The sequence below is a fragment of the Pseudomonas sp. A-B-19 genome (genome assembly GCF_019947515.1).
In the GTDB taxonomy this organism is placed as follows: domain Bacteria; phylum Pseudomonadota; class Gammaproteobacteria; order Pseudomonadales; family Pseudomonadaceae; genus Aquipseudomonas.
This window is the reverse complement of the sequence record NZ_JAGYGN010000003.1, coordinates 20,383-46,120: the sequence shown is the minus strand read 5'-3', so window position 1 is coordinate 46,120 and position 25,738 is coordinate 20,383. Positions and strand designations below refer to the sequence as shown.

General features: G+C 60.4%; 22 protein-coding genes, 1 other RNA gene and 1 pseudogene. 14 read left to right on the top strand and 10 right to left on the bottom strand.

The window, feature by feature from the left end; all coding sequences use genetic code 11:
• Positions 1-26 precede the first annotated feature (26 nt).
• The 3 genes from ssrS to KGA81_RS04015 all read right to left on the bottom strand — a co-directional run bounded on the left by ssrS (position 27) and on the right by KGA81_RS04015 (position 759).
• Positions 27-205: non-coding RNA, 6S RNA (ssrS, locus tag KGA81_RS04025), on the bottom strand.
• Positions 206-235: 30 nt separating this feature from the next.
• Positions 236-553, bottom strand: coding sequence for a cell division protein ZapA (locus KGA81_RS04020; protein ID WP_223544675.1), 318 nt, complete (start codon positions 551-553; stop codon positions 236-238).
• Positions 550-759 carry a TIGR02449 family protein gene (locus KGA81_RS04015; RefSeq protein ID WP_007940359.1) on the bottom strand — a complete coding sequence of 70 codons (210 nt, stop codon included), beginning with the start codon at positions 757-759 and terminating at the stop codon, positions 550-552. The genes KGA81_RS04020 and KGA81_RS04015 overlap by 4 nt, the downstream gene beginning before the upstream one ends.
• Positions 760-953: 194 nt before the next feature.
• On the opposite strand from KGA81_RS04015, the gene KGA81_RS04005 reads away from it, so the two are divergent.
• From KGA81_RS04005 to gcvH, 9 genes and pseudogenes are all read left to right on the top strand, one after another.
• The gene (locus KGA81_RS04005; protein ID WP_223544674.1) at positions 954-1,511 is read left to right on the top strand and encodes a YecA family protein; all 558 of its coding nucleotides are present in this window, start codon (positions 954-956) and stop codon (positions 1,509-1,511) included.
• 27 nt (positions 1,512-1,538) lie between these two features.
• Positions 1,539-2,873: a Xaa-Pro aminopeptidase gene (gene pepP / locus KGA81_RS04000; protein WP_223544673.1), complete on the top strand. Its 1,335-nt coding sequence runs from the start codon at positions 1,539-1,541 to the stop codon at positions 2,871-2,873.
• Positions 2,870-4,057 (top strand): 2-octaprenyl-6-methoxyphenyl hydroxylase, encoded by a 1,188-nt coding sequence (gene ubiH / locus KGA81_RS03995; RefSeq protein WP_223544672.1) that lies wholly within the window; start codon positions 2,870-2,872, stop codon positions 4,055-4,057. Before pepP ends, ubiH begins: the two co-directional genes overlap by 4 nt.
• A gap of 38 nt (positions 4,058-4,095) precedes the next feature.
• Positions 4,096-4,206, top strand: a pseudogene (locus tag KGA81_RS03990) (tetrameric acyl-CoA thioesterase); the annotation flags it as partial.
• A 9-nt stretch (positions 4,207-4,215) separates the two neighbouring features.
• A complete protein-coding gene (locus KGA81_RS03985) occupies positions 4,216-5,433 on the top strand; it encodes a 2-octaprenyl-3-methyl-6-methoxy-1,4-benzoquinol hydroxylase (RefSeq protein ID WP_223544914.1) in 1,218 nt (405 codons plus the stop codon).
• Between the two features lie 231 nt (positions 5,434-5,664).
• Positions 5,665-6,669: an extracellular solute-binding protein gene (locus tag KGA81_RS03980; RefSeq protein ID WP_223544671.1), complete on the top strand. Its 1,005-nt coding sequence runs from the start codon at positions 5,665-5,667 to the stop codon at positions 6,667-6,669.
• A gap of 193 nt (positions 6,670-6,862) precedes the next feature.
• Positions 6,863-8,479 (top strand): ABC transporter permease, encoded by a 1,617-nt coding sequence (locus tag KGA81_RS03975; RefSeq protein WP_223544670.1) that lies wholly within the window; start codon positions 6,863-6,865, stop codon positions 8,477-8,479.
• 155 nt (positions 8,480-8,634) lie between these two features.
• The gene (gcvT, locus tag KGA81_RS03970; RefSeq protein ID WP_223544669.1) at positions 8,635-9,717 is read left to right on the top strand and encodes a glycine cleavage system aminomethyltransferase GcvT; all 1,083 of its coding nucleotides are present in this window, start codon (positions 8,635-8,637) and stop codon (positions 9,715-9,717) included.
• 49 nt (positions 9,718-9,766) lie between these two features.
• Complete coding sequence (gene gcvH, locus KGA81_RS03965; protein ID WP_223544668.1) at positions 9,767-10,150, top strand: glycine cleavage system protein GcvH; 384 nt, start codon at positions 9,767-9,769, stop codon at positions 10,148-10,150.
• A gap of 107 nt (positions 10,151-10,257) precedes the next feature.
• Here the strand turns inward: gcvH and KGA81_RS03960 are convergent, their stop codons facing one another.
• Entirely contained in the window at positions 10,258-11,397 is a 1,140-nt protein-coding gene (locus KGA81_RS03960) for a DegT/DnrJ/EryC1/StrS family aminotransferase (protein ID WP_223544667.1), read from the bottom strand.
• 153 nt (positions 11,398-11,550) lie between these two features.
• Between KGA81_RS03960 and gcvP the strand changes: the two genes are divergently transcribed.
• Positions 11,551-14,424 carry an aminomethyl-transferring glycine dehydrogenase gene (gene gcvP, locus KGA81_RS03955; RefSeq protein ID WP_223544666.1) on the top strand — a complete coding sequence of 958 codons (2,874 nt, stop codon included), beginning with the start codon at positions 11,551-11,553 and terminating at the stop codon, positions 14,422-14,424.
• A gap of 195 nt (positions 14,425-14,619) precedes the next feature.
• On the opposite strand, the gene KGA81_RS03950 is transcribed toward gcvP, so the two are convergent.
• The 5 genes from KGA81_RS03950 to KGA81_RS03930 form a co-directional block, all read right to left on the bottom strand.
• Positions 14,620-14,937: a DUF2388 domain-containing protein gene (locus KGA81_RS03950; protein WP_223544665.1), complete on the bottom strand. Its 318-nt coding sequence runs from the start codon at positions 14,935-14,937 to the stop codon at positions 14,620-14,622.
• A gap of 68 nt (positions 14,938-15,005) precedes the next feature.
• Entirely contained in the window at positions 15,006-15,455 is a 450-nt protein-coding gene (locus KGA81_RS03945; RefSeq protein ID WP_223544664.1) for an NfeD family protein, read from the bottom strand.
• Positions 15,456-15,463: 8 nt separating this feature from the next.
• A complete protein-coding gene (locus KGA81_RS03940; protein WP_223544663.1) occupies positions 15,464-16,384 on the bottom strand; it encodes an SPFH domain-containing protein in 921 nt (306 codons plus the stop codon).
• 84 nt (positions 16,385-16,468) lie between these two features.
• Positions 16,469-18,253 (bottom strand): GspE/PulE family protein, encoded by a 1,785-nt coding sequence (locus tag KGA81_RS03935; RefSeq protein ID WP_223544662.1) that lies wholly within the window; start codon positions 18,251-18,253, stop codon positions 16,469-16,471.
• A 90-nt stretch (positions 18,254-18,343) separates the two neighbouring features.
• On the bottom strand, positions 18,344-18,682 hold the full coding sequence (locus KGA81_RS03930; protein WP_223544661.1) for a hypothetical protein: 339 nt from the start codon (positions 18,680-18,682) through the stop codon (positions 18,344-18,346).
• A 126-nt stretch (positions 18,683-18,808) separates the two neighbouring features.
• On the opposite strand from KGA81_RS03930, the gene KGA81_RS03925 reads away from it, so the two are divergent.
• Positions 18,809-19,273: an Lrp/AsnC family transcriptional regulator gene (locus KGA81_RS03925; RefSeq protein WP_008015415.1), complete on the top strand. Its 465-nt coding sequence runs from the start codon at positions 18,809-18,811 to the stop codon at positions 19,271-19,273.
• A gap of 123 nt (positions 19,274-19,396) precedes the next feature.
• On the opposite strand, the gene KGA81_RS03920 is transcribed toward KGA81_RS03925, so the two are convergent.
• Positions 19,397-20,764 (bottom strand): inorganic triphosphatase, encoded by a 1,368-nt coding sequence (locus KGA81_RS03920; protein ID WP_223544660.1) that lies wholly within the window; start codon positions 20,762-20,764, stop codon positions 19,397-19,399.
• 157 nt (positions 20,765-20,921) lie between these two features.
• Here KGA81_RS03920 and argE point away from each other — a divergent pair, with 157 nt between their 5' ends.
• The 3 genes from argE to KGA81_RS03905 all read left to right on the top strand — a co-directional run bounded on the left by argE (position 20,922) and on the right by KGA81_RS03905 (position 25,495).
• Complete coding sequence (gene argE, locus KGA81_RS03915; protein ID WP_223544659.1) at positions 20,922-22,070, top strand: acetylornithine deacetylase; 1,149 nt, start codon at positions 20,922-20,924, stop codon at positions 22,068-22,070.
• Positions 22,071-22,340: 270 nt separating this feature from the next.
• On the top strand, positions 22,341-23,639 hold the full coding sequence (gene argA / locus KGA81_RS03910) for an amino-acid N-acetyltransferase (protein ID WP_223544658.1): 1,299 nt from the start codon (positions 22,341-22,343) through the stop codon (positions 23,637-23,639).
• 515 nt (positions 23,640-24,154) lie between these two features.
• Entirely contained in the window at positions 24,155-25,495 is a 1,341-nt protein-coding gene (locus KGA81_RS03905; protein WP_223544657.1) for an OprD family outer membrane porin, read from the top strand.
• Positions 25,496-25,738: the final 243 nt, after the last annotated feature.

Genomic DNA, 25,738 nt, shown 5'->3' with positions numbered 1-25,738 from the left:
ATCAAAACCGGCATTGGACTGGAATCAGGCTCCCCGAATGTGCCGCTGTCGACTTAGCCCTTGAACCCGAAAGTTCAAGGTGGAAGATGCAGTAGGCTTTAAGGCTTTCCGTCTAGCGGACATGCACACCAGCCCAACGTGCAACCTCCAGGGTATAGCAAATCGGCTCAGGGACATCGCCAACTGGCAAGCACCCCAGGGAGTGAGGGGATTATACCGCAAGCGGCGGCGCGAATCAGCCTTTGGTGACGTCCGGATCGGTAGCGAGTGCCAGATCGACGCGATCGAGCAGGTCACGTACCTGTTCGCGGGTCGAACCGCTGGCCTGGATATCCGGGCGTTTTTCCTTGTGCAGCAGATCGTGGGTGATGTTCAGCGCGGCCATCACGGCGATACGGTCGGCGCCGATGACTTTGCCGCTGCTGCGGATCTCGCGCATCTTGCCGTCCAGGTAACGGGCAGCGCTGATCAGATTGCTGCGCTCTTCCTGAGGGCAGATGATCGAATACTCTTTGTCGAGGATCTGCACGGTGACGCTATTGCTTGAACTCATGAGTCTTGCTCCAGGGCCTTGAGGCGCGAAATCATCGATTCGACCTTACGCCGGGCGATTTCGTTTTTTTCAATGAGGTGCGCGCGTTCCTCGCGCCAGGTCTTTTCCTGAGCTAGTAAGAGTGCGTTTTGACTCTTAAGTTGCTCGACTCGGGTAATCAGCAGTTCGAGTCTGGCCATCAGCGCTTGCAGGTCGGTGTCTTCCATTGTCTTCACTGTCTGATGGGTGTTGGACTGTAGGGGCGAGCTTGCTCGCGATGAACCTGAGAACGCCGCGGGGTCTCAGGTACCCAGCGTTATCGTTGACGACCATCGCGAGCAAGCTCGCTCCTACAGGGGTAGTCGATGTAGGATACAAGGCCTTCATTCTAGACATAGCGCCGTCTGGCGCCTAGCTGCCCATGACCATTGAGAATTCCCCGTACCAAGGCTTCGCCACCCTGCTGACTTCCAGCGGACACAACGTCTCGCCAGCTGAGCTGCACGGCCTGTTGCTCGGCCGCAGCTGCGCCGGCGCCGGTTTCGACGCCGAAGGCTGGCTGATCGACGCCGCCGAACTGCTCGAAACCGAGCCGCAGGACAACGTTCGCAACGCCCTGATCGGCCTGCAAGAGATGGTCAAGGGCGAGCTCACCGGCGATGACGTGACCGTCGTTCTGCTGTTGCCGACCGACGACGCCCCGCTCACCGAGCGTGCCGCCGCACTGGGCCAATGGTGCCAAGGCTTCCTCAGCGGTTTCGGCCTGAACTGCCGTGACAGCAGCTCCCTGAGCACCGAGGCCACCGAAGTGCTGCAGGATCTGGCGGCCATTTCCCAGGTGCAAGACGCGCTGGAAGAGTCCGAAGACGGCGAGAGCGACTATATGGAAGTCATGGAGTACCTGCGCGTCGCACCGCTGCTGCTGTTCTCCGAGACCAAAAAAGACGCGCCGGCCGCCGCCAAGCCGTCGCTGCACTGATCGATTGCCAGGGAATACCATCTGCCCATGATCCATATCCCGAAATCGGAATACAGCCGTCGCCGCAAGGCCTTGATGGCGCAGATGGAACCCAACAGCATCGCCATTCTGCCCGCCGCCGCAGTGGCCATCCGCAACCGCGACGTCGAGCACGTATACCGTCAGGACAGCGACTTCCAGTACCTCAGCGGTTTTCCCGAGCCGCAGGCCGTGCTGGTATTGATGCCGGGGCGTGTGCATGGCGAATACATTCTGTTCTGCCGTGAACGCAACGCCGAGCGCGAGCTGTGGGATGGCCTGCGTGCCGGGCAAGAGGGCGCGATTCGCGACTTCGGCGCCGACGACGCCTTTCCGATCACCGATATCGACGACATCCTGCCGGGCCTGATCGAAGGCCGTGACCGGGTGTATTCGGCCATGGGCAGCAACCCCGAATTCGACCGCCACCTGATGGAGTGGATCAACGTGATCCGCTCCAAGGCCAGCCTCGGTGCCCAGCCGCCGAACGAATTCGTTGCCCTGGATCATCTGCTGCACGACATGCGCCTGTATAAATCGGCGGCAGAAGTGAAAGTGATGCGCGAGGCGGCGCGGATTTCCTCCCGGGCACATGTGCGGGCGATGCAGGCCTGCCGCGCCGGGTTGCACGAATTCAGCCTCGAAGCCGAGCTCGATTACGAGTTCCGCAAGGGCGGAGCGAAGATGCCGGCCTACGGGTCGATCGTCGCGGCGGGGCGCAACAGTTGCATCCTGCATTACCAGCAGAATGACGCGCTGCTCAAGGACGGGGATCTGGTGCTGATCGACGCCGGTTGCGAGATCGACTGCTACGCCAGCGACATCACCCGGACCTTTCCGGTCAGCGGCAAGTATTCAGCGGAACAGAAAGCGATTTACGAGTTGGTGCTGGCTTCCCAGGAGGCTGCCTTTGCCGAAATCGCCCCGAACAAACACTGGAACCAGGCGCATGAGGCCACGGTCCGGGTCATCACGGCCGGGCTGGTCAAGCTGGGACTGCTGCGGGGCGACGTCGACGAACTGATCGCCAGCGAAGCCTACAAAGCGTTTTACATGCACCGCGCCGGTCACTGGCTGGGCCTGGATGTACATGACGTCGGCGAATACAAGGTCGGCGGCGAATGGCGCGTGCTGGAAGTCGGCATGGCGCTGACCGTGGAGCCGGGGATCTATATCGCCGCGGACAACCAGAGCGTGGCGAAAAAATGGCGCGGCATCGGCGTGCGCATCGAGGACGACGTAGTGGTCACCAAAACCGGTTGTGAAATATTGACGGGCGGCGTGCCGAGAGCGGTCGCCGAGATCGAGGCCTTGATGGCTGCCGCGCGGACACAGGCGGCATGAGTCGAGTCAATCTGGCAATCATCGGTGGCGGGCTGGTCGGTGCGAGTCTGGCGCTGGCCCTGCAAGCTGGAGCCAAGGCCCGGGGCTGGAAAATCGTGCTGATTGAACCGTTCGCCCCCGGCGACACGTATCAACCGAGTTACGACGCCCGTTCTTCGGCGTTGTCCTTCGGCTCCCGGCAAATTTATCAACGTTTGGGTGTCTGGCAGGAAGTCTCCCGCCGCGCCGAGCCGATCAAGCAGATTCATGTTTCCGACCGTGGGCGTTTCTCGACGGCGCGGTTGTCGGCGATGGAAGAGGGCGTTCCTGCGTTGGGTTATGTCGTTGAAAACGCCTGGCTCGGCCAATGCCTGTGGCAAGGCCTGGACAAGGACGTGATCAGTTGGCGCTGCCCGGCGGAAGTCACCCGCATGGAGCCGCTGACCGATGGCTATCGCCTGACCCTCAATGATGAAACTACCCTGGAATGCGACCTCGCAGTGCTCGCCGATGGTGGCCGCTCCGGCCTGCGCGAGCAATTGGGGATCGGCATCAGGAAGCGTCCGTACAACCAGAGTGCGCTGATCGCCAACATTACCCCCAGCGAAGCCCACAACGGCATGGCTTTCGAGCGTTTCACCGACGAAGGCCCGATGGCGTTGCTGCCGTTGCCTGAAAACCGCTGCGCACTGGTCTGGACCCGTCTGGGCATGGACGCGCAACGCCTGGCGGCCCTTGATGAACGCAGTTTCCTCAGTGAATTGCAGGGCGTATTCGGTTATCGCCTCGGCACGTTGAAGCAGGTCGGTGCACGGCACTTGTATCCGCTGACGCTGGTCGAAGCCGAAGAACAGGTGCGTTCGCACCTGGCGGTGCTCGGCAATGCGGCGCACAGCCTGCATCCGATTGCCGGCCAGGGGTTCAATCTGTCCCTGCGCGATGCCGATGCCTTGGCCGCCGCGCTGCTCGCCAGCGAAAAACCATTGGGCGACTTCGCCACGTTGCAGGCCTATCGTGAACGCCAGCGTCTCGATCAGGACCTCACCGTGGGCTTTTCCGATCAGGTTACGCGCCTGTTCGGCAGCACGCAGCCGCTGGTATCCCTGGGACGCAACATCGGACTGCTCGGCCTCGATCTGTTGCCACCGGCCAAACGCTGGTTTGCCCGACAAGCGATGGGGCTAGGGACGCGACCGGATGCGTAACGGGTTGATCCGCCAGTTTGGCAAGGCACGATTTATAAAAATATCTGCCGCAATTGCAGCTCGACATTCATGACGACGCCGGCCACCTGGTGGCGCGGGTCGGGAAAACCCTTTACGTGCGGCTCAAGCCGCAAGAGAGACAGGCTTAAAGCATGGAAATGCGCGCAGATCTGCTGATTGTCGGAGCCGGAATGGTCGGTAGCGCCCTGGCGTTGGCGTTGCAGGGCAGCGGGCTGGAAGTCCTGCTGCTGGACGGCAGCCCCATGAGTGTCAAACCGTTCAACGCTCAGGCCGCGTTTGAACCGCGGGTGAGTGCCCTGTCGGCCGCCAGCCAGCGGATTCTCGAACGCCTGGGCGTCTGGGATGGCATCGCCGGGCGGCGCAGCAGCCCCTACACCGACATGCAGGTCTGGGATGGCAGCGGTACCGGGCAAATACACTTCTCGGCGGCCAGCGTGCATGCCGGTGTGCTGGGGCATATCGTCGAAAACCGTGTGGTCCAGGATGCCTTGCTCGAGCGCCTGCACGACTGCGACCTGGGGTTGCTGGCCAATGCGCGACTGGAACAGATGCGCCACTCCGGCGATGACTGGCTGCTGACCCTGGCCGATGGCCGCACCCTGCGCGCTCCACTGGTGATCGCAGCGGATGGCGCCAACTCGGCGGTGCGGCGCCTGACCGGTGTGGCGACCCGGGAATGGGATTATCTGCACCATGCCATAGTCACCAGCGTGCGTTGCGCCAAACCGCATCAAATGACGGCCTGGCAGCGCTTCACCGACAACGGTCCGTTGGCGTTTCTGCCCCTTGAGCGCGACGGCCAACAGGATTGGTGTTCGATCGTCTGGTCTACCACACCCGGCGAAGCCGAACGTCTGATGGCAATGGATGACCAGGGCTTCTGCAAGGAACTGGAGCGTGCCTTCGAGGGGCGACTCGGTGAAGTGCTCAGCGCCGACCCACGGTTGTGCGTGCCCCTGCGCCAGCGACATGCCAAGCGTTATGTGGCGCAAGGCCTGGCGTTGATCGGAGACGCGGCCCACACCATTCACCCGTTGGCCGGACAGGGTGTGAATCTCGGATTCCTCGATGCCGCCGTGCTGGCCGAAGTGTTGCTGCAAGCGGCAACACGAGGCGAACGCCTGGCGGATGTGAAAGTCCTCAGCCGTTACGAGCGTCGGCGCATGCCTCACAACCTGGCGCTGATGGCGGCGATGGAAGGCTTCGAGCGCTTGTTCCAGGCCGATCCGTTGCCGGTGCGCTGGTTGCGTAATACCGGGTTGAAAATGGTTGAGAAGATGCCGGAAGCCAAGGCCTTGTTCGTGCGTGAAGCGCTGGGGTTGACCGGGGATTTGCCGGCGCTCGCCAAGCCCTGAGATTTTCGTTGAGGCTTATGGCCTCATCGCGAGCAAGCTCGCTCCCACATTGGTTTTGTGAACGCCAAAAAAACCTGTGGGAGCGAGCTTGCTCGCGATGGCGGCAGTTCAGTCACCTCATATTCCAGCTCAAGCAACATCTGGTAACTCCTCCACAGCCAGGTTCGATTGAGAACCTAAATGTGAGTCCTTATCATTTGGCCTCATTTTTTCAATCGAGGGACCGCTCCCATGTTGGCACCAAAGCGTCTACTGACCGCACTGGCCCTGACTCTGATCGGCAGCACCGCCGCCCAGGCCGCTGACGAGGTGGTGGTTTACTCCTCGCGCATCGACGAGCTGATCAAGCCAGTCTTCGATGCCTACACCGCCAAGACCGGCGTGAAGGTGAAGTTCATCACTGACAAGGAAGCGCCACTGATGCAGCGGCTCAAGGCCGAGGGCGCGAATACGCCGGCCGACCTGTTGCTCACCGTCGATGCCGGCAACCTCTGGCAAGCCGAGCAGATGGGCATCCTCCAGCCATTCACCTCGAAAACCATCGACACCAACATTCCGCTGCAATACCGGGCCGCCTCGCATGCCTGGACTGGCCTGAGCCTGCGGGCGCGGACCATCGCCTACTCCACTGACCGGGTGAAGCCGGGTGAACTGACTACCTATGAAGCGTTGGCCGACAAGCAATGGGAAGGCCGCCTGTGCCTGCGCACGGCGAAGAAGGTCTACAACCAGTCCCTGACCGCGACCATGATCGAAGTGCACGGCGCCGAGAAGACCGAGGAAATCCTCAAGGGCTGGGTCAGGAACCTGTCCACTGATGTGTTCTCCGACGACACCGCCGTGCTGGAGGCGATCAACGCCGGCCAGTGCGACGTCGGTATCGTCAACACCTACTACTACGGCCGCCTGCACAAGCAGAAGCCAGACCTGCCGGTGAAACTGTTCTGGCCGAACCAGGCTGACCGTGGCGTACACGTCAACCTGTCGGGTATCGGCCTGACACAACACGCGCCGCACCCGGAAGCGGCCAAGGCCCTGGTGGAGTGGATGACCACCCCTGAGGCGCAGAAAATCTTTGCCGACGTGAACCAGGAATTCCCGGCGAACCCTGACGTTCATCCATCCGAAGAAGTGGCGGCCTGGGGCAAATTCATTGCCGATACCTTGCCGGTGGAAATTGCCGGCAAGCGCCAGGCGGAAGCCATCCGCCTGATGGACAAGGCTGGCTGGAACTAAGCCGGCCGTACACTGCGCCCCGCCCATGCGGGGCGTTTTGCTTGGGCATACCACGACCCTGTAGGAGCCGGCTTGCCGGCGAAGGCGTCCTTGAATTGTGCGTCGATCTTTCGGGCGCCTTCGCTGGCAAGCCAGCTCCTACACGATTTGTTTTCAGCCGTAACGTCCTCATTACCTGCTAGAGAGTTTTGTCTTGGCCCACCCCGCCCAACGCCGCTGGTATCCCGTGGTCTTCGCCATCGCTGCGCTGGTCCTGTTGCCCCTGAGCGTCCTGCTGCTTTCCTGGCAAACCATCGACACTCAAATCTGGTCCCACCTGTGGGACACGCAGATGCCGCGCCTGCTGGGCAATACCCTGACGCTAGTGCTCGGTGTCGGTGCGGGTGTCACCCTGCTGGGCGTCAGCCTTGCCTGGCTGACCAGCCTCTGTGAATTCCCCGGCAGGCGCTGGCTCGATTGGGCGCTGATGCTGCCCTTCGCGATACCGGCCTACGTGCTGGCGTTCGTGTTTGTCGGCCTGCTGGATTTCGCCGGGCCCGTGCAAAGCCTGCTGCGCGAGTGGTTCGGTAGTGGCCTGCGGCTGCCGCGCGTGCGCTCCACGGGCGGGGTGATTGTGGTGTTGGTGCTGGTTTTCTATCCCTATGTATATCTGCTGGCCCGCACGGCTTTCCTCGCCCAGGGCAAAGGCCTGATGGAAGCCGCGCGGGTCCTTGGCCAATCGCCCTGGCAAGCGTTCTGGCGGGTGGCATTGCCCATGGCGCGGCCAGCCATCGGTGCAGGCGTGGCATTGGCGCTGATGGAAACCCTGGCGGACTTCGGCGCCGTGTCGGTGTTCAACTTCGATACCTTCACCACGGCCATCTACAAGACCTGGTACGGTTTCTTCAGCCTGTCTTCCGCCGCACAACTGGCCAGTCTGTTGCTGCTGGTGGTGATGCTAGTGCTGTATGGCGAACGGCGTGCTCGAGGGGCCAACCGGGCGAGCAACGAGCGACCACGGGTCAAGGCCCTGTATCACCTGCGAGGCTTCAAGGCGCTGGCAGCCATGACATGGTGTGGGCTGGTATTTGCCTGTGCCTTTGTCATTCCAATGCTGCAACTGATGGTGTGGTTCTGGCAGCGCGGGCGCTTCGATCTCGACGAGCGCTACACCGGGTTGATCGTCCATACCTTGTATTTGGGGGCGATGGCGGCGTTGATCACTGTCAGCGTTGCCTTGTTACTGGCGTTTGCCCGACGACTGGCGCCCACCCGGGTCATTCGTTCCGGGGTCAGTCTGGCCAACCTGGGTTATGCCTTGCCCGGTTCGGTGCTGGCGGTGTCGATCATGCTGGCGTTCAGTTACCTGGATCGCGAGCTGGTGATTCCGCTCTCCAGTTGGCACGGTGGCGCAGGCAAGCCGCTGCTGCTGGGCAGTCTGTCAGCGTTGTTGCTGGCCTATCTGGTGCGCTTCATTGCGGTGGCCTACGGGCCACTGGAAAGCAGCCTGGCACATATACGGCCATCTTTGCCCGAAGCGGCACGTAGCCTTGGCGTCAGTGGGCCACGACTGTTTTTCAAAGTGTATCTACCGTTGTTGTTACCCGGCACGTTGAGCGCGGGGTTGCTGGTGTTCGTCGACGTGCTCAAGGAAATGCCCGCGACCCTGCTGATGCGCCCGTTTGGCTGGGACACGCTGGCGGTGCGAATCTTCGAAATGACCAGCGAAGGCGAATGGGCGAGAGCATCTTTGCCGGCATTGACCCTGGTGCTGGTCGGGCTGTTACCGGTCATCAGTTTGATCCGGCGCTCGGCACATCGAAACAGCTAGGTGTCAGTCCTACACCTTGCGGCTACAATGCGCGGCATTCGGTGCGGTCTGTCCGACAGACCAGGTGGCTGAAGTCGGCTGAAAGCCCATGTTTCAAGGCCTTCAGTCCGTGCAGCACCTGCCCGCACCTTCGCCACGCCCGGAAGGAGAAACCCATGGGACAGCGTACGCCTCTGTATGACCTTCATCTCGCACTTGGCGCGAAGATGGTCGATTTTGGCGGTTGGGACATGCCTCTGCATTATGGATCGCAGGTCGAGGAGCACCACCAGGTACGCCGCGATTGCGGTGTCTTCGATGTATCCCACATGACCGTGATCGACGTCGGCGGCGCCCAGGCAAAAGCCTGGCTTCAGCATTTGCTGGCCAATGATGTCGAACGCCTGCACAGCCCCGGCCGTGCGTTGTACAGCACCATGCTCAACGAGCAAGGCGGGATCGTCGACGACATGATCGTTTACCGTCTCGATGCGGGTTATCGCCTGGTGGTCAACGCCTCCACCCGCGATCAGGACATAGCCTGGATGCAAGCGCATCTCGATGGTTTCGACGTACAGCTCAGTGAACGTTCCGAGTTGGCGATGCTGGCCATCCAGGGCCCCCACGCCCGGCAAAAAATTGCCGAGCTGGTCAACCAGTCCCGCGGCAACCTGATTCAGCTCCTCAAGCCCTTCGAAGGCCTGCCCGATGGTGACTGGTTCATCGCGCGCACCGGTTATACCGGCGAAGACGGCCTGGAAATCATTCTGCCGGCCGATCAGGCGCCAGGCTTTTTCAACGATCTGGTCGGTGCCGGGATTTCTCCCATCGGCCTTGGCGCGCGGGATACCTTGCGGGTCGAAGCCGGCATGAACCTTTACGGTCAGGACATCCGGCAAGATGTTTCACCATTGGCCTCCAATATGGCCTGGACCATCGCCTGGGAGCCTGCCACCCGGCAGTTCATCGGGCGCAAGGCCCTGGAAGCCGAAAAGGCCACCGGTGTGCAGTACAAACTGGTGGGTCTGGTCCTTGAAGAGCGCGGTGTTTTACGCGCTCATCAAGTGGTCCGTATCGCCGATGTTGGCGAAGGGGAGATCACCAGTGGTAGTTTCTCTCCTACGCTAAGCAAGTCGATTGCACTGGCGCGCGTGCCGATGGCTACTGCCGACCGCGCTGAAGTGGAAATCCGTGGCAAGTGGTACCCGGTCCGAGTGGTCAAACCGACCTTCGTACGTCACGGCAAAACCTTGATCTAACCTTTTCTGGCGGGCATGCCCGCCGACCCTTTTCCTGAGGATACAGAACATGAGCGATATCCCTGCCGAACTGCGTTTTGCCGAAAGTCACGAATGGGCACGTCTGGAAGCCGATGGCACCGTCACCGTGGGCATCAGCGATCACGCGCAGGAAGCGCTGGGTGATGTGGTGTTTGTCGAATTGACTGAAGTCGGTAAAGTCTTCGCCGCCGGTGATCAATCCGGTGTGGTGGAGTCGGTCAAAGCCGCTTCCGATATTTACGCCCCGATCAGCGGCGAAGTGGTTGCGATCAACGAAGATCTGAGCGCTTCGCCGGAACTGCTCAACAGCGACCCGTACGGCGCGTGGATCTTCAAGCTCAAGCCAAGCGACAAGTCCGAGCTGGACAAGCTGCTGGATGCCGCCGGCTACAAGGCTGCCATCGGCGAGTAATGCTCGTCCCGTAGGAGCTGCCGAAGGCTGCGATCTTTTGATCTTGTTTTTAAAATCAAAAGATCGCAGCCTCCGGCAGCTCCTACAAAGGCCGAATCAAGGTTGAGTCAAGGCCGCAAGACGGCTTTCACCGCAGCCACCGAACGCTCGACATCGGCCTTGCTCATCGCCGTGAACATCGGCAACGAGACAATCAAACGACCGACCCGCTCGGCGACCGGGAACATGCCCTCCTTGAATCCGCGTTCGCGGTAAAGGCTCAACAGGTGAATCGGCGGATAGTGATAGCCGATCCCGACACCCAGTGCCTGCATTTGCTCCATGAAAGTCGCCCGCGCCGGTTTGCCGTCCGTACGTTCCGGTAATACCAGCTGGAACAAATGCCAGTTGCTGTGGGTGAAATCCGCCGGAGGCAATTGCGCCCCGTACTGCGCTTCGAAATCCTCGCCAAAGCAGGCGAAATAGTGCCGGGCGAGGTCACGGCGATGAGCGGTAATGGTTTCGATATGAGCAAATTGCCCCAGGCCAATGGCCGCGGCGACGTCGGTCATGTTGAATTTGCCACCCAGCACGTCGACGTCCAGGCCATCGAAGCCGTTGCGGGTAACGCCCTGCAGCCGGTACTTCTCTGCCAGTCGTACTTCTTCGGCCGTATTGAGCACCAGGCAACCGCCCTCTGAGGAGGTGACGTTTTTGTTCGCCTGGAAGCTGAAGGACACGAAATCACCGGTCGAGCCAATGCGCTGGCCGTTCCAGCTGGAACCCAGCGCCTGGGCAGCATCTTCGACGATCCGCAGGCCGTGCTTGTTCGCCAGGGCGTACAACCGCGTCATGTCCACGGGCAACCCGGCGAGGTATACCGGGATGATGGCTTTGGTGCGGGGGGTAATCGCCGCTTCCAGTTGATCCAGATCGATGTTGCGGGTCACCGGGTCGATGTCGGCAAACACCGGGGTGGCGCCGACTTCCAGAATGACGTTGGCGGTGGCCACCCAGGAAATCGGCGTAGTGATCACTTCGTCGCCCGGCCCGACCCCGGCAATGCGCAAGGCGATTTCCATGGTGCAGGTACCGGAATTGAAGGTGCGTACCGGGCGCCCGCCGAAATACTCCGAAAGTTGTGCTTCGAAGGCCTGGACCTTGGGGCCGCTGGTGATCCAGCCTGAGCGCAATACGTCGCCGACAGCGGCAATCGTGGCTTCATCGATGGTGGGTTTGGAAAACGGCAGGAAAGGCAGTTGGCTCATGGATACAGTCACCGATTAGCGGAAATTAGTCAGGCGCCGAGCATGATGATCCGGATTGCTCGACGGCGCCACGTCATCCACGCGGATATCGGCTGCTATGCTGGTTTGACCGTGTTGCATCGACGTTGAGCGCCAGTCAAGAGAGAGCCCGTCATGTCCAAGATGCCGTCCCTGAGCCAGTTACGCGACCCCAATACCTTTCTGCGCCGCCACCTCGGACCCGATGCCGCCGAGCAACAGGCAATGCTCGACAGCCTCGGTCTGGGCAGCCGGGTTGAATTGATCGAGCAAACGGTGCCGCCGGGCATTCGCCTCAACCGGGCGCTGGACCTGCCCCCGGCACTCGATGAGGAGGCCGCACTGGCCAAGTTGCGTGGTTATGCCGAGCAGAATCAGGTCTGGACCAGCCTGATCGGCATGGGCTACCACGGCACCCTCACACCGGCGGTCATTGTGCGTAACGTGCTGGAAAATCCTGGCTGGTACACCGCGTACACACCCTATCAACCGGAGATCGCCCAAGGGCGGCTCGAAGCACTGCTGAACTTCCAGCAACTGACCATCGATCTGACCGGTCTGCAACTGGCCAACGCATCGCTGCTCGATGAGGCTACTGCCGCGGCGGAAGCCATGGCCCTGGCCAAGCGGGTCGCCAAGTCCAAAAGCAACCTGTTCTTTGTCGACGAAAACTGCCACCCGCAAACCATTTCCGTGGTGCAGACCCGCGCTGAAGGCTTCGGCTTCGAGCTGATCGTCGACGCTGTGGATAACTTGAAGCAGCACCAGGTGTTCGGTGCGCTACTGCAGTACCCAGACACCCACGGTGAAATCCACGACCTGCGGCCGCTGATCGATCACCTGCACGCGCAACAGGCCCTGGCCTGTGTCGCCACGGATTTGCTGAGCCTGTTGTTGCTGACCCCGCCAGGTGAACTGGGCGCCGATGTGGTGTTCGGCTCGTCCCAGCGATTTGGCGTGCCTATGGGTTACGGCGGACCACACGCGGCATTTTTTGCCAGCCGCGATGAATACAAGCGAGCGATTCCCGGGCGGATCATCGGTGTTTCAAAAGATGCGCGGGGCAACACCGCCCTGCGCATGGCCCTGCAAACCCGTGAGCAACACATCCGCCGGGAGAAGGCCAACTCCAATATCTGCACGGCCCAGGTGCTGCTGGCCAATATCGCCAGTTTCTATGCGGTCTACCACGGCCCGGAAGGGCTCAAGCGGATCGCCCAGCGGGTTCATCGGCTGACCTGCATCCTTGCCGCCGGGCTTGAGCGCAACGGTATCACCCGGATCAACCGGCACTTCTTCGACACCCTGACGCTGGAAGTCGGCGGAGCCCAGACCGCGATCATCGAAAGTGCCCGGGCCGCGCAGATCAATCTGCGTATTCTCGGGCGTGGCCAACTGGGCTTGAGCCTCGACGAGGCCTGCGACGAAGCCACCGTGGCAAAGCTGTTCGACATATTTCTGGGGGCCGATCACGGGCTCAGCATCGAGGATCTGGATGCCGAGGTCTTGCCCGGCGGAATTCCCGAAGGGCTGGCGCGAACCTCGCCTTACCTGCGCCATCCGGTGTTTAGCGCCCATCACAGCGAAACCGAGATGCTGCGCTACCTCAAGCAACTGGAAAACAAGGACCTGGCACTCAACCAATCGATGATTCCGCTGGGCTCCTGCACCATGAAGCTCAACGCCACCAGCGAGATGATCCCGATCACCTGGCCGCAGTTCGCCAACCTGCATCCGTTCGTGCCCAAGGAACAGGCCGCCGGTTACGGGTTGATGATCGAAGAACTGGAACGCTGGCTCTGCGCGATCACCGGTTTCGATGCGATCTGCATGCAGCCCAACTCCGGCGCTCAGGGCGAATACGCCGGGCTGCTGGCGATCCGCAAATACCATGAGAGCCGTCAACAGGGTGGCCGCGACATTTGCCTGATTCCTTCGTCGGCTCACGGCACCAATCCTGCGTCGGCGCAAATGGCCGGGATGCGCGTGGTGATCGTCGAGTGTGACGAGGCGGGCAACGTCGACCTCGATGATCTCAAGGAAAAAGCCGCGCAGGCCGCAGACCAACTCGCCTGCCTGATGGCGACTTACCCTTCGACCCATGGCGTGTATGAGGAAGGCATCAGCGAAATCTGTGAAGTGATCCACCAGCACGGCGGTCAGGTGTATATGGATGGCGCCAACCTCAATGCTCAGGTCGGGCTGGCGCGGCCGGCCGATATTGGCGCCGACGTCTCGCACATGAACCTGCACAAGACTTTCTGCATTCCCCATGGTGGCGGTGGGCCAGGCATGGGACCAATCGGGGTGCGGGCGCATCTGGCGCCGTTCGTGGCCAATCATCCGGTGGTGCCGATCGACGGGCCGCACCCGCAAAATGGCGCCGTCAGCGCAGCGCCCTGGGGCAGCGCAAGCATTCTGCCGATCAGTTGGATGTACATCGCCATGATGGGGCCGCAATTGGCGGATGCCAGCGAAGTGGCGATCCTGGCTGCGAATTACCTGGCGCGGCATTTGTCCGGTGCCTTCCCGGTGTTGTACACCGGGCGCAACGAACGGGTGGCGCACGAATGCATCCTCGACCTGCGGCCGCTCAAGGTGTTGACCGGCATCACCGAAGAGGACGTCGCCAAGCGCCTGATGGACTACGGCTTCCATGCCCCGACCATGTCGTTTCCGGTGCCGGGGACGCTGATGGTCGAACCGACCGAAAGCGAGTCAAAGGCAGAGCTGGACCGGTTTATCGGCGCGATGCTGAGCATCCGCGCGGAAATCAACGAAGTGCAGAACGGTAACTGGCCGGCTGAAGAAAATCCGTTGAAGGGTGCGCCGCATACGTTGGCCGATATCACTGGTGTGTGGGAGCGGCCGTACAGCATTGTGCAAGCGGTCACGCCGGACGCGCACACCAAGGCATACAAATACTGGCCGGTGGTGAACCGGGTGGACAATGTCTACGGCGATCGCAATCTGTTTTGTGCGTGTGTGCCGGTGGATGAATACCGCTGACATTTCAGGCTGCACATAACCCCTGTAGGAGCGAGGTTGCTCGCGATAGCGGTGTGTCAGTCACTGAAGATTTCACTGATCCACCGCAATCGCGAGCAAGCTCGCTCCCACAGGGGGGCTCGGTGAACATGGAGTTTGTGTTCGCAAAGCAAAAAAATGCCGCTCAAGTGAGCGGCATTCTTGTGTTCGCGACTGTTACTCCGAAGCCACGGCATTCTTCGCCAGGATCGCGTTCGCCAGTGCCATGTCCGTGGCTTGCAGGCCCGGGTTGTCGGCGCGGACTTTCTGCATGGCCGCTTCCAGGTACGGGCCGCGGATACCGCCATCACTGGCGACGAAGCTGCTGGCATCGTCCTGGGCTGCGACGACCAGCTTGTTATCCTTGGATGTCAGATAGCTCGAACCGGTGGTTGCACCGGATGTAAGAACGTTACGCCAAAAAGTATCGGCCATCGCCGAACCGACAGGCAGGGACAACAGCGCGACGGTAGCGACAGCAAGTTTGAAACGCATGACAGGGTGACTCCACTGGGTTGACTACGCCGTTGGATTGCCAACCCCCAATCGAGTTCCGTGGTTGCCTATTCCGCTGCTTCGACCAGCAGGATCGCGCCTTGCTGGCCGACCACCCGCACGCGGCTGCCAATGGCAGTGTCCGGCCCGCGAGCCATCCACACGCTGTCGGCCACCTTGATTTTGCCGCGACCGTTGACAATCGCCTCATGCACCACGAAGGTTTTTCCGATCAGTTCCTGGCCGCGCAGATTCAGGTGCGGCTGATCGCTCGGACGCGCCGCCGTGCGCTGACGCCGCCACCAGTACAACGCGGTGGCGATCGACAGCAGGCCGAACAACAGAAACTGCCATTCCCAGGACAGGTCCGGCAGGAGGAAGGTCAATACGCCCACGGTCGCTGCGGCAGTGCCGATCCACAGCAGGTAGCCGCCAGCGCCGAACACTTCAAAAATCAACAACACCGTGCCCAGCGCCAACCAGTCCCAGAACGAAAGGTGCTGCAAAAATCCCCACATGGCGCGCCTCAGCCTTTCTTGTCGTCGAACGTGGCTTTGACGATTTCACCGATGCCGCCCACCGCACCGATCATCGAACTGGCCTCCAGCGGCATCAGGATCACTTTGCTGTTGTTGGCCGAAGACAACTTGCCCAGCGCATCGATGTATTTCTGCGCCACGAAATAGTTGACCGCCTGCACGTTGCCGCTTGCGATGGCTTCGGACACCACTTTGGTCGCCTGGGCTTCTGCCGCGGCTTGTCGCTCGCGAGCTTCGGCCTCCAGGAAGGCGGCCTGGCGACTGCCTTCGGCTTCGAGGATCTGCGCCTGCTTCTTGCCTTCAGCGGTCAGGATCGCTGCAGCGCGCAGGCCTTCGGCCTCGAGGATCTGTGCACGTTTGATCCGCTCGGCTTTCATCTGCCCCGACATCGCCGCCATCAGGTCGGCGGGCGGGCTGATGTCCTTGATCTCGATCCGGGTGATCTTGATGCCCCACGGCGCGGTTGCCTCATCGACGGTGCGCAGCAGCTTTTCATTGATCCCGTCACGCTGGCTGAGCATGGCGTCGAGTTCCATCGAGCCGAGCACCGTACGGATGTTGGTTTGCAGCAGGTTGCGGATGGCATGTTCGAGGTTGTTCACCTCGTAGGCGGCCTGGGCCGTGTTGACCACCTGGAAGAAGCACACGGCGTCGATTTGCACCGTGGCGTTGTCGGAGGTGATGACTTCCTGCGGCGGAATATCCAGCACGCTTTCCATCACATTCATCTTGCGGCCGATGCGGTCCATGACCGGAATGATGACGTTCAACCCCGGCTTGAGCGTGTTTGTGTAGCGCCCGAAACGCTCGACGGTCCATTCAAAACCCTGGGGCACGACCTTGAAACCCATGAACAGAATGGCGACCACCAGGCCGACGAAAAGCAAAAGCACACTACCGATCTGCATAACGATTCCTTGTTGATGTGTGGATCTGTGGAGTTGCATTCGCTTGAGTGTAGCGGTGCCGATGCCGGACAAGTACTGTCGGGCTCAGCTCTGCTCGCTCTGGGGTGTCACACGCAGAACCTCCTCGATGGTCGTCAGCCCGGCGGCGACTTTTTGCGCCCCTGACAGCCTCAGGCTGCGCATGCCTTCCTTGAATGCCTGGCGCCGAACGGCCAGCAGATCGGTGTCGGGACTGATCAGCGCTTTGATACTGTCGTTGAGCTGCATGATTTCGTAGACCCCGGCGCGACCGTGATAACCGGTGTCGCGGCATTCCACGCAACCGATGGCACGCTGGGCATTGGCCGGCAAGGGGGCTTGCCAGGGCCGGGTCAGGGTTTGCCAGTCGTCTTCGCCCAGCGCCAGCGGCGCCTTGCAGTGCGGGCACAGGGTTCGCACCAGTCGCTGGGCCATGACGCCGAGCACTGTGGCCTTGATCAGGTAGTGCGGTACGCCGAGCTCCAGCAGGCGGCTGATGGCGCTGGGCGCATCGTTGGTGTGCAGGGTCGACAGCACCAGATGCCCGGTGAGCGCCGCCTGGATCGCCATCTCCGCGGTTTCGAGGTCGCGGATCTCGCCGATCATGATGATGTCCGGGTCTTGTCGCATCAGCGCGCGCACGCCGGCGGCAAAGCTCAGGTCGATGTTGTGCTGGACCTGCATCTGGTTGAACGCCGGCTCGACCATTTCAATCGGGTCTTCGATAGTGCAGAGGTTGACCTGCGGCGTCGCCAGTTTTTTCAGGGTGGTGTAGAGGGTAGTGGTCTTGCCCGAACCCGTCGGCCCGGTGACAAGGATGATGCCGTGGGGCTGGCGGGTCATGTCCTGCCAGCGGCGCAGGTCGTCGGCGGAGAAACCAAGCTGGTCGAAGTCCTTTAGCAGGACTTCCGGGTCGAAGATCCGCATGACCATTTTTTCGCCGAAGGCGGTGGGCAGTGTCGACAACCGCAGTTCGACTTCACCGCCGTCCGGGGTCTTGGTTTTCACCCGGCCGTCCTGGGGTTTGCGTTTCTCCGCGACGTTCATGCGCCCCAGGGTTTTCAGGCGACTGACGATGGCCATGGTGACCTGGGGCGGGAATTGATAGACGTTGTGCAGCACGCCGTCGATGCGAAAGCGCACTGTGCCTTGTTCGCGCCGGGGTTCGATGTGGATGTCGCTGGCGCGTTGCTGGAACGCGTACTGGAACAGCCAGTCGACGATGTTGACGATGTGTGCGTCGTTGGCGTCCGGCTCCTGGTCGCTGGCGCCGAGGTTGAGCAACTGTTCGAAATTGCCGAGGGTACTGACTTGCGGGTCGGCGCTGTTCGCCCCGGTGACCGATTTGGCCAGGCGGAAGAATTCAACGCTCAAGCGCTGGATGTCCACCGGGTTGGCCACCACGCGCTTGATCGGCAACTTGAGCACGTGGGTCAAGTCAGCCTCCCAGCCACTGACATAAGGCTGGGCGCTGGCCACGGTGACCGCCTCGCGGTCGATCGCTACCGCGAGGATCTTGTGGCGCTGGGCGAAGGCATAGGACATCAGCGGGGTCACGGCCGCGACGTTGATTTTCAACGGATCGATGCGCAGGTAAGGCTGGCCGGCCTGCCGGGACAGCCACAGGGTCAGGCTTTCGAGGTCCAGCGGTTTGCCGGGACGGCTGAGATCGTCCAGCTGTTGGCTGGCAATGAACTCCAGCGGATGCATCTGGCCAAGGGAGGCATTGCGGCGGCGGGCATTGAGCGCGTGTTCGGCCGAATCCTGACTGATAAAGCCTTGGGCGACCAGTTCGCGCAGCACATCATTGAGATCCAGCCAGCGGTCCTGAAGGGCGATATGTACGGACATGCGGGCTCCTTTTGAACGACAGTGCGCAAAGGATAGCCGTGGCCCGGCTGACCGCTGGGCCACTACCCGACGAATCCGTTTCGGAGTTTTTCAACCCGCCGCTTGAACCGCTTCGGCCCAGGCAGCATCAGCTTCTTGCAACTCTACCGAGCAGACGCTGATCAGGTTACGAAGTTTTTCCGCAATCACTTGTGCGCGGTGCCAGCTCAAACCGTCGATAACGATCTCGATGGCCAGCCAGTCGTCCCGGCGCTGCACGTTGACCTGGTCCGGCGTGAGCAATTGCAAGGCGAACAGATTGAGGGCGCGACACAGCAGGTCCGGTTCTGCCTCGGCGAGCATTTGATAGCGAACCCGGTAGTGGGCGTTGCCGACGCTCCAGACATCGGCGCGGGCAGGTGAGGTGTTCACGGTGTCGAGATACGGCATGGTCTGGCTCCAAAATTACTGGAGAAATGTTTACATCCTGTGCCGGGTATTTCTTCTCTATGATTGGCTACATTGCAGAAATGTAGAATTAATCAATTCACTAATTACCATGTTTAGGGTTTTTTTATGCAGAGCGAACTGGACAGCTACGACCGCAAGATCCTTGCCTTGCTGCAAGAGGATGCCTCGCTTTCCAGCGCACAGATCGCCGAGCAGGTGGGGCTCTCGCAGTCGCCGTGCTGGCGGCGGATTCAGCGGATGAAAGAGGAGGGCATCATTCGCGGCCAGGTGACCTTGCTCGACCGCAAGAAAATCGGTCTGAACACACAGATCTTCGCGGAGGTGAAACTCAATGCCCACGGGCGTTCGAACTTCACCGAATTCACCGAGGCGATTCGCGGCTTTCCGGAGGTGCTGGAGTGTTACGTACTGATGGGGGCGGTGGATTTCTTGCTGCGGATTGTCACGGCAGACATCGAGGCGTACGAGCGCTTCTTCTTCGAGAAGCTGTCGATGGTGCCGGGGATTCAGGAGGTCAATTCGATCGTGGCGTTGTCGGAGATCAAGTCGACGACCAGTTTGCCGGTCTGAAATTTTGTGGTGACGGTGCCGGCCCCATCGCGAGCAAGCTCGCTCCCACAGTGTTTTGTGTTGGAACACGATGCGTGATCCGACACAGATCCTGTGGGAGCGAGCTTGCTCGCGATGGCGCTATTACAGACGCAACAGCATCTTCCAGGCACGGTTCTGATACACCGCAATCGCCTGCTGCTTGCGCGCATCCAGGACTTCGTCGGTGATCGATTCGTTGGCCAGTTGCGCCAGTTTGTTCAGCTCACCGTACAGGCGATCCATTTCCGGGATCTCCAGTATGTTACGCGCATGGTGCAGCCAGACCTGGATGCGTTCGATGCGCGGCAGTTGCTCGGCCAGGTCTTCCGGTTGTTGCTGGTAGCGCTGTAATTGCAGCGAGTTGGCTTCTTCACCCAGCAGGCGCGGCAACCAGCTGCCCAGTTGCGCAGCGCCCTGGCGATTGCCACGGGTGTTGCGATCGGCGGCCCAGGTGCGGGCCAGCAGCCAGCGCGAGGTGGTCAGGGAGAACAGGCCCCAGCGCGGGTCCTCGAGTTCTTCGAGAAACTGCTCGGGCGCGGCTTTGCGCACGTCTTCATCTTCGATGCCGGCCTGGACCAGCGGACGCCAGTCTTCCAGCAAGGCATCGAGGGCGATACGCAGGTCGTGGGTCGACTGACGCGGAGCGGCCTGGCCCAGGCTGCTGATCAGTGCGCGCATTTCCGCGAGGCTCTCGACCCAGTCCTGCAACAGGCGCCAGTGACCATTGAAGCGATACTGTTCGGCCAGACGCTGGCTGCTGCCCAGCAAATGCCAGCTCAGCGCGGCGAACGCGTCGTCCAGCGGCGTTTCGGCGGTAATTTGCGGCGCCGGCAGGCTCAACGAGTAACTGTGGGCGTCGTACAGGCGATAACCGCGCTCGGCCTTGCTGATGTCGCACGGCATCAAAGCCAGCTTCTCGGCCAGTTCGGCGGCCAGCTCCAGCAACGCGGCCGGCTCGCCTTCGCGCAGTTCCAGTTCCAGCTCGCAGATTTCTTCTTTCTGCTTGCCGACCACCACGTGACCGAGGTCCAGCGCGGCTTCGATGACCACTTTGGTCTTGCCACGACCCCAGGCGATTTCCGCGCGTTCGCGGACGAAGTCGGTGGTGAAGATCGGCTTCAGGGTTTTCTTGTCAAGCTCGGCCAGCTCCTCGGGCCAGCATTCGCCGTCGAGTTTCTTCAGGTCGAGCTTGGCTTTGGGCAGGTTCCAGTCGTATTCGTTACGCACCGACAGACCGGCGACGCTCTGGCCGCGGGTCTTGAGGGTCTGAATCACGTCGTCGCCATCCTTGCGCAGGCGCAGGGCGACTTTGGCCTGGGCCAGGTCGCGTTCGGGCGTGTCGAAGTACTGGTTCATCAACTCACGGCGTTCCCAGCCACTTTTGTTGCGCTTTTTCAGTAACGGGTGCTCGCGCAGGGCGGCGAGGGTTTCGCGGCTGACGCGGAGTTTGATTTCGGTTTCTTTCTGCATGGCCGGAAAATCCAGGATCGGGAGCGCAGCCGGGGGAATGTGTGGCTGCCAAGGTCGTGCAGTGTACAGGACTCAAGGTTAGTACGCGCCGAGACGGTTTATTCCTGTCATCGGTTGGTTCTATGATGGTTCTCAATTCGGGTGCCGGGAGTCAGCGATGCCATTGCCGTCGATGAAAGAACAATTCGCTGCGTTGATCGCTGCACCGTCGGTCAGCTGTACCCAACCCAGTCTCGATCAAAGCAACGGCCCGGTCATCGACCTGCTGGCAATGTGGCTCGGTGAACTGGGTTTTACCTGCGAGATCCAGCAAGTCAGCCCCGGCAAGTTCAACCTGCTGGCCAGTTTCGGTTCCGGTCCCGGCGGCCTGGTGCTGGCCGGGCACAGCGACACCGTGCCGTTCGACGGTGCGCTATGGCAAACCGACCCGTTGAAGCTGACTGAAGTCGACGGTCGCTGGATCGGCCTGGGCAGTTGCGACATGAAGGGTTTTTTCGCCCTGGCGATCGAGGCGGTCAAACCGCTGCTCGACCAACCGTTCAAACAGCCGTTGCTGATTCTCGCCACCTGTGATGAAGAAAGCTCGATGTCCGGCGCCCGCGCGCTGGCCGAAGCGGGGCGACCACTGGGGCGGGCGGCGGTGATTGGCGAGCCGACCGGGCTCAAACCGATCCGCATGCACAAAGGCATCATGATGGAGCGCATCGACATCCTCGGGCAGAGCGGTCATTCCTCTGACCCGCGCCTGGGCCATAGCGCCCTGGAAGCCATGCACGATGCCATCGGTGAATTGCGTGGCCTGCGCTTGTTATGGCAGCGCGAATTCCGCAATCCTCAATTCGGCGTGCCGACACCAACGATGAATTTCGGCTGTATCCATGGCGGCGACAACCCCAACCGCATCTGCGGCCAGTGTTCGCTGGAATTCGATTTGCGGCCGTTGCCCGGCATGGACCCCAAGGTCCTGCGCGCCGAGATCCTGCAAAAGCTCAAGCCGGTTGCCGAGCGGCATCAGGTCAAGATCGATTACGCGCCGTTGTTCCCCGAAGTGCCGCCGTTCGAGCAGGTCGAGGACGCCGAGTTGGTGCGCCTTGCCGAAAAGCTCACCGGTCACAGCGCCGAAGCAGTGGCGTTCGGTACCGAAGCACCTTATCTTCAGCGCCTTGGCTGTGAAACGCTGGTGCTTGGTCCGGGTGATATCGCCTGCGCCCATCAGCCGGGGGAATACCTCGAAATGTCACGTTTGCAGCCTACGGTGCATCTATTAAGGCAACTGATCGAACATTACTGCCTGACAGTCCGCTGACCTGTAGGAGCGAGCTTGCTCGCGAAGGGCGTCAACGATTACGCGATCTTTCTGAATGGGCGCGTCTTCCTTGCGTTCATCGCGAGCAAGCTCGCTCCTACACAGGGTCTGTGATTTGCCTGACAAGCCGTATAAATTACCGGTACCCAAACCCGTATTCATGAGGAGTGCTCGCGTGTCGCCAAGCCTGTTCCGACGATAACCATCAGCCCGCTGTGCGCTTTCAGTTTCGCCCTTTTTTCGGCTGCTATTTATTACAGGCCCAGGTTCATGCCCGAATACGTCAATTGGCTTCGTCACGCTTCGCCTTACATCAACGCCCACCGCGATTGCACCTTTGTCGTCATGCTGCCCGGCGACGGCGTTGAACACCCGAACTTCGGCAATATCGTCCACGATCTGGTGCTGTTGCACAGCCTGGGTGTGCGTCTGGTGCTGGTTCACGGTTCCCGGCCGCAAATCGAAGCGCGCCTCGCTGCCCGCGGCTTGACCCCGCATTATCACCACGGCCTGCGCATCACTGATGCCGCGACCCTGGAGTGCGTGATCGACGCAGTCGGCCAGTTGCGCATTGCCATTGAGGCTCGCCTGTCGATGGACATGGCCTCGTCGCCGATGCAGGGCTCACGCCTGCGGGTGGCCAGCGGCAACCTGGTGACGGCACGCCCGATCGGCGTGCTCGAAGGCGTCGACTATCACCACACCGGCGAAGTGCGCCGGGTCGACCGCAAGGGCATCAACCGTCTGCTGGACGAGCGCTCCATCGTGTTGCTGTCGCCGCTGGGCTATTCGCCGACCGGGGAGATTTTCAATCTCGCTTGCGAAGACGTCGCCACGCGCGCGGCCATCGATCTGGGCGCGGACAAGCTGCTGCTGTTCGGCGCTGACCTGGGCCTGATCGACGAACACGGGCGCCTGGTGCGCGAACTGCGTCCACAGCAAGTGCCGGCGCATCTGCAGCGGCTGGGCAGCAACTATCAGGCAGAATTGCTCGATGCCGCGGCCGAAGCTTGCCGTGGCGGCGTGGCTCGTAGCCATATCGTCAGTTACGCCGAAGACGGTGCACTGTTGACCGAGCTGTTCACCCGCGACGGTGGCGGCACCCTGGTCGCCCAGGAACAGTTCGAGGTGGTGCGCGAAGCGGCCATTGAAGACGTCGGTGGTTTGCTGGACTTGATCAGTCCGCTGGAAGAGCAGGGCATCCTGGTGCGCCGTTCCCGTGAGGTGCTGGAACGCGAAATCGAGCAGTTCAGTGTGGTTGAACGCGAAGGCATGATCATCGCCTGTGCGGCGCTGTATCAAATCGCCGATTCGGACGCGGGCGAGCTGGCGTGCCTTGCGGTGAATCCGGAGTACCGCCATGGCGGTCGCGGCGATGAGCTGCTGGAACGCATTGAAAACCGCGCGCGGGCTAAGGGGTTGAAAACCTTGTTCGTCCTCACCACCCGCACCGCGCACTGGTTCCGCGAACGTGGCTTCGAACCCAGCAGCGTCGATCGCCTGCCGTCGGCGCGGGCGTCGCTGTACAACTATCAGCGTAATTCGAAGATTTTCGAAAAAGCCTTGTGATGCTGTAGCGGTGAGCCCCCTCGCCACATGGTTTTACATTCACTCCTGCCCAAACTTCGCATTTTCTTTCGCCGCACGCGCGGTGAAAGAAAATGCGAGCGATACACAAATTGTAACAATTGATCCGGATAGTGCGCGTTTGGACGTCATGGAACCGCCTTTCTGTATAAGATTTGTTTCCGAATTACGTCAGAAACTAATCGATCTAAAAAGGCGAAAGCAAATACCGATTATGAATTAGCTCATGAGCCAAACCGTCTATTCTGGGTGATTAGGGCGTGGGGAGCTAAATTCCTAAACGGTATTAGAAAAGAATCGGGTAATTCTTTTCAGGGGTATGACGAATTCATGACCCTGCAGGGACCAAAAAACCGGAGGGATTAGACTATGGTCGTAGACACACATGGTTACGATTGACTTGTGGGTCACGCTCTGGCGCTAATCGCGCATCTTAGGATTTCGGGCGTCGACTCGAGACCAGGAACACAAGAATTAGAATCGAGAGGAGCTACACAATGAACAAGTCCACCTTGGCTCTGGCCGTGACCGTTGGGGTATTGACGCAGCAGGCAGGCGCCGCCGGTTTCCTGGAAGACAGCAAGGCTTCCATCAGCTCTCGCACCATGTATTACGACGCCGATATGCGTGAAGGTGCGAGCACTCCTGCCAACCGTCAGCGAGAAACCGCTGAGGGTCTGAAGTTCGATTACCTGTCGGGTTTCACCCAGGGTACTGTCGGCTTCGGTATCGATGCCCAGGCACTCGTAGGTATCCACCTGGATGGTGGCAAGGGGCATCACCCGACCGGTAACAGCAACTCATTCTTCCCTAGCGATGGCAATGAGGCGGCCGACGAGTTCAGCCGTCTGGATGGCAACGTCAAGGCGCGCTTCTCGAAGACCGAAGCCCACTTGGGTGGCGCTCTGGCACCTAACCTGCCGATCCTGATCGCGAACGACAGCCGTCTGCTGCCACAGACCTTTGAAGGTGGCACCATCACCTCCAAAGAAATCGACAATGTGACCTTCAACTTTGGTCAACTTGAGCATGCGTCGGGTCGCGCCTCCTCGAACTCCACTGGCCTGTCTGTGGCTGGCGCTACTCAGGACAGCAACAAATTCCTCTACGGCGGTGCTGACTGGAAGGTCACCAAAGACCTGATGCTGCAGTACTACTATGCGAACCTGGAAGACTTCTACAAGCAGAACTTCCTCGGTCTGGTGCACGTCTACCCAATCGCGGCCAATCAGTCGTTCAAGACCGATATCCGTTATTTCGACAGCAGCTCCGATGGCAAGAACGGTGATCCGGGCTTCCAGTTCAACAACAACAATGGCTTCGCCAAGGAAAAGGGCGTGGTCGATAACAAGACCTGGAGCGCCATGTTCACCTATACCCTGGGTGGCAACGCATTCCTGATCGGGCATCAGCGTGTCAATGATGACGGCGGCTTCGTTTTCTTGAACCAAGGCAACCTTGTCGATAGCAACGGTAATCCTGAAGGTGCCGGCGGCGCGAGCTTCTACTCGTTTACCGACGCTACGGTTGGCAGCTTTATCCGTGCCGGTGAAAACACCACGTTCGGTCAGTACTCCTATGACTTCGCCTCCCTGGGCGTACCAGGCTTGAAAGCTTCGATTGCTTACTTGAATGGCCAGGACATCAAGGCTACCAACGGTGTTGGTAAAGACCTGAGTGAGCACGAAACCGACGCGCGCATTGATTACGTGATTCAAACGGGCGCACTGAAAGGGTTTGGTACGACTCTGCGTCACGGTACTTACCGTGGCAACACCAGCACCCTCGATCAAGACCAGACCCGTCTGATCTTCAACTACACCTACAGCTTCATGTAATTGCCGCAAGAAAAGAGCCCCGTCGATTGGCGGGGTTTTTTTTCGTGTCGAGTTTTATATTCCATAAACAAAGGTCGTGTTTCTTTTTTATTCTTTTTGGTTTTTTAATCCGCGCTTTAAAGTGCACCTGTCCGACACTCATCCCTGAGCTCGGATCTGGCAATTTCATCCCCCCGACAATTGATCAGTTACAGGAATTGGCCTTGCCGCCGATACCTCGGATCTGCCGTGGAAAGCCATATT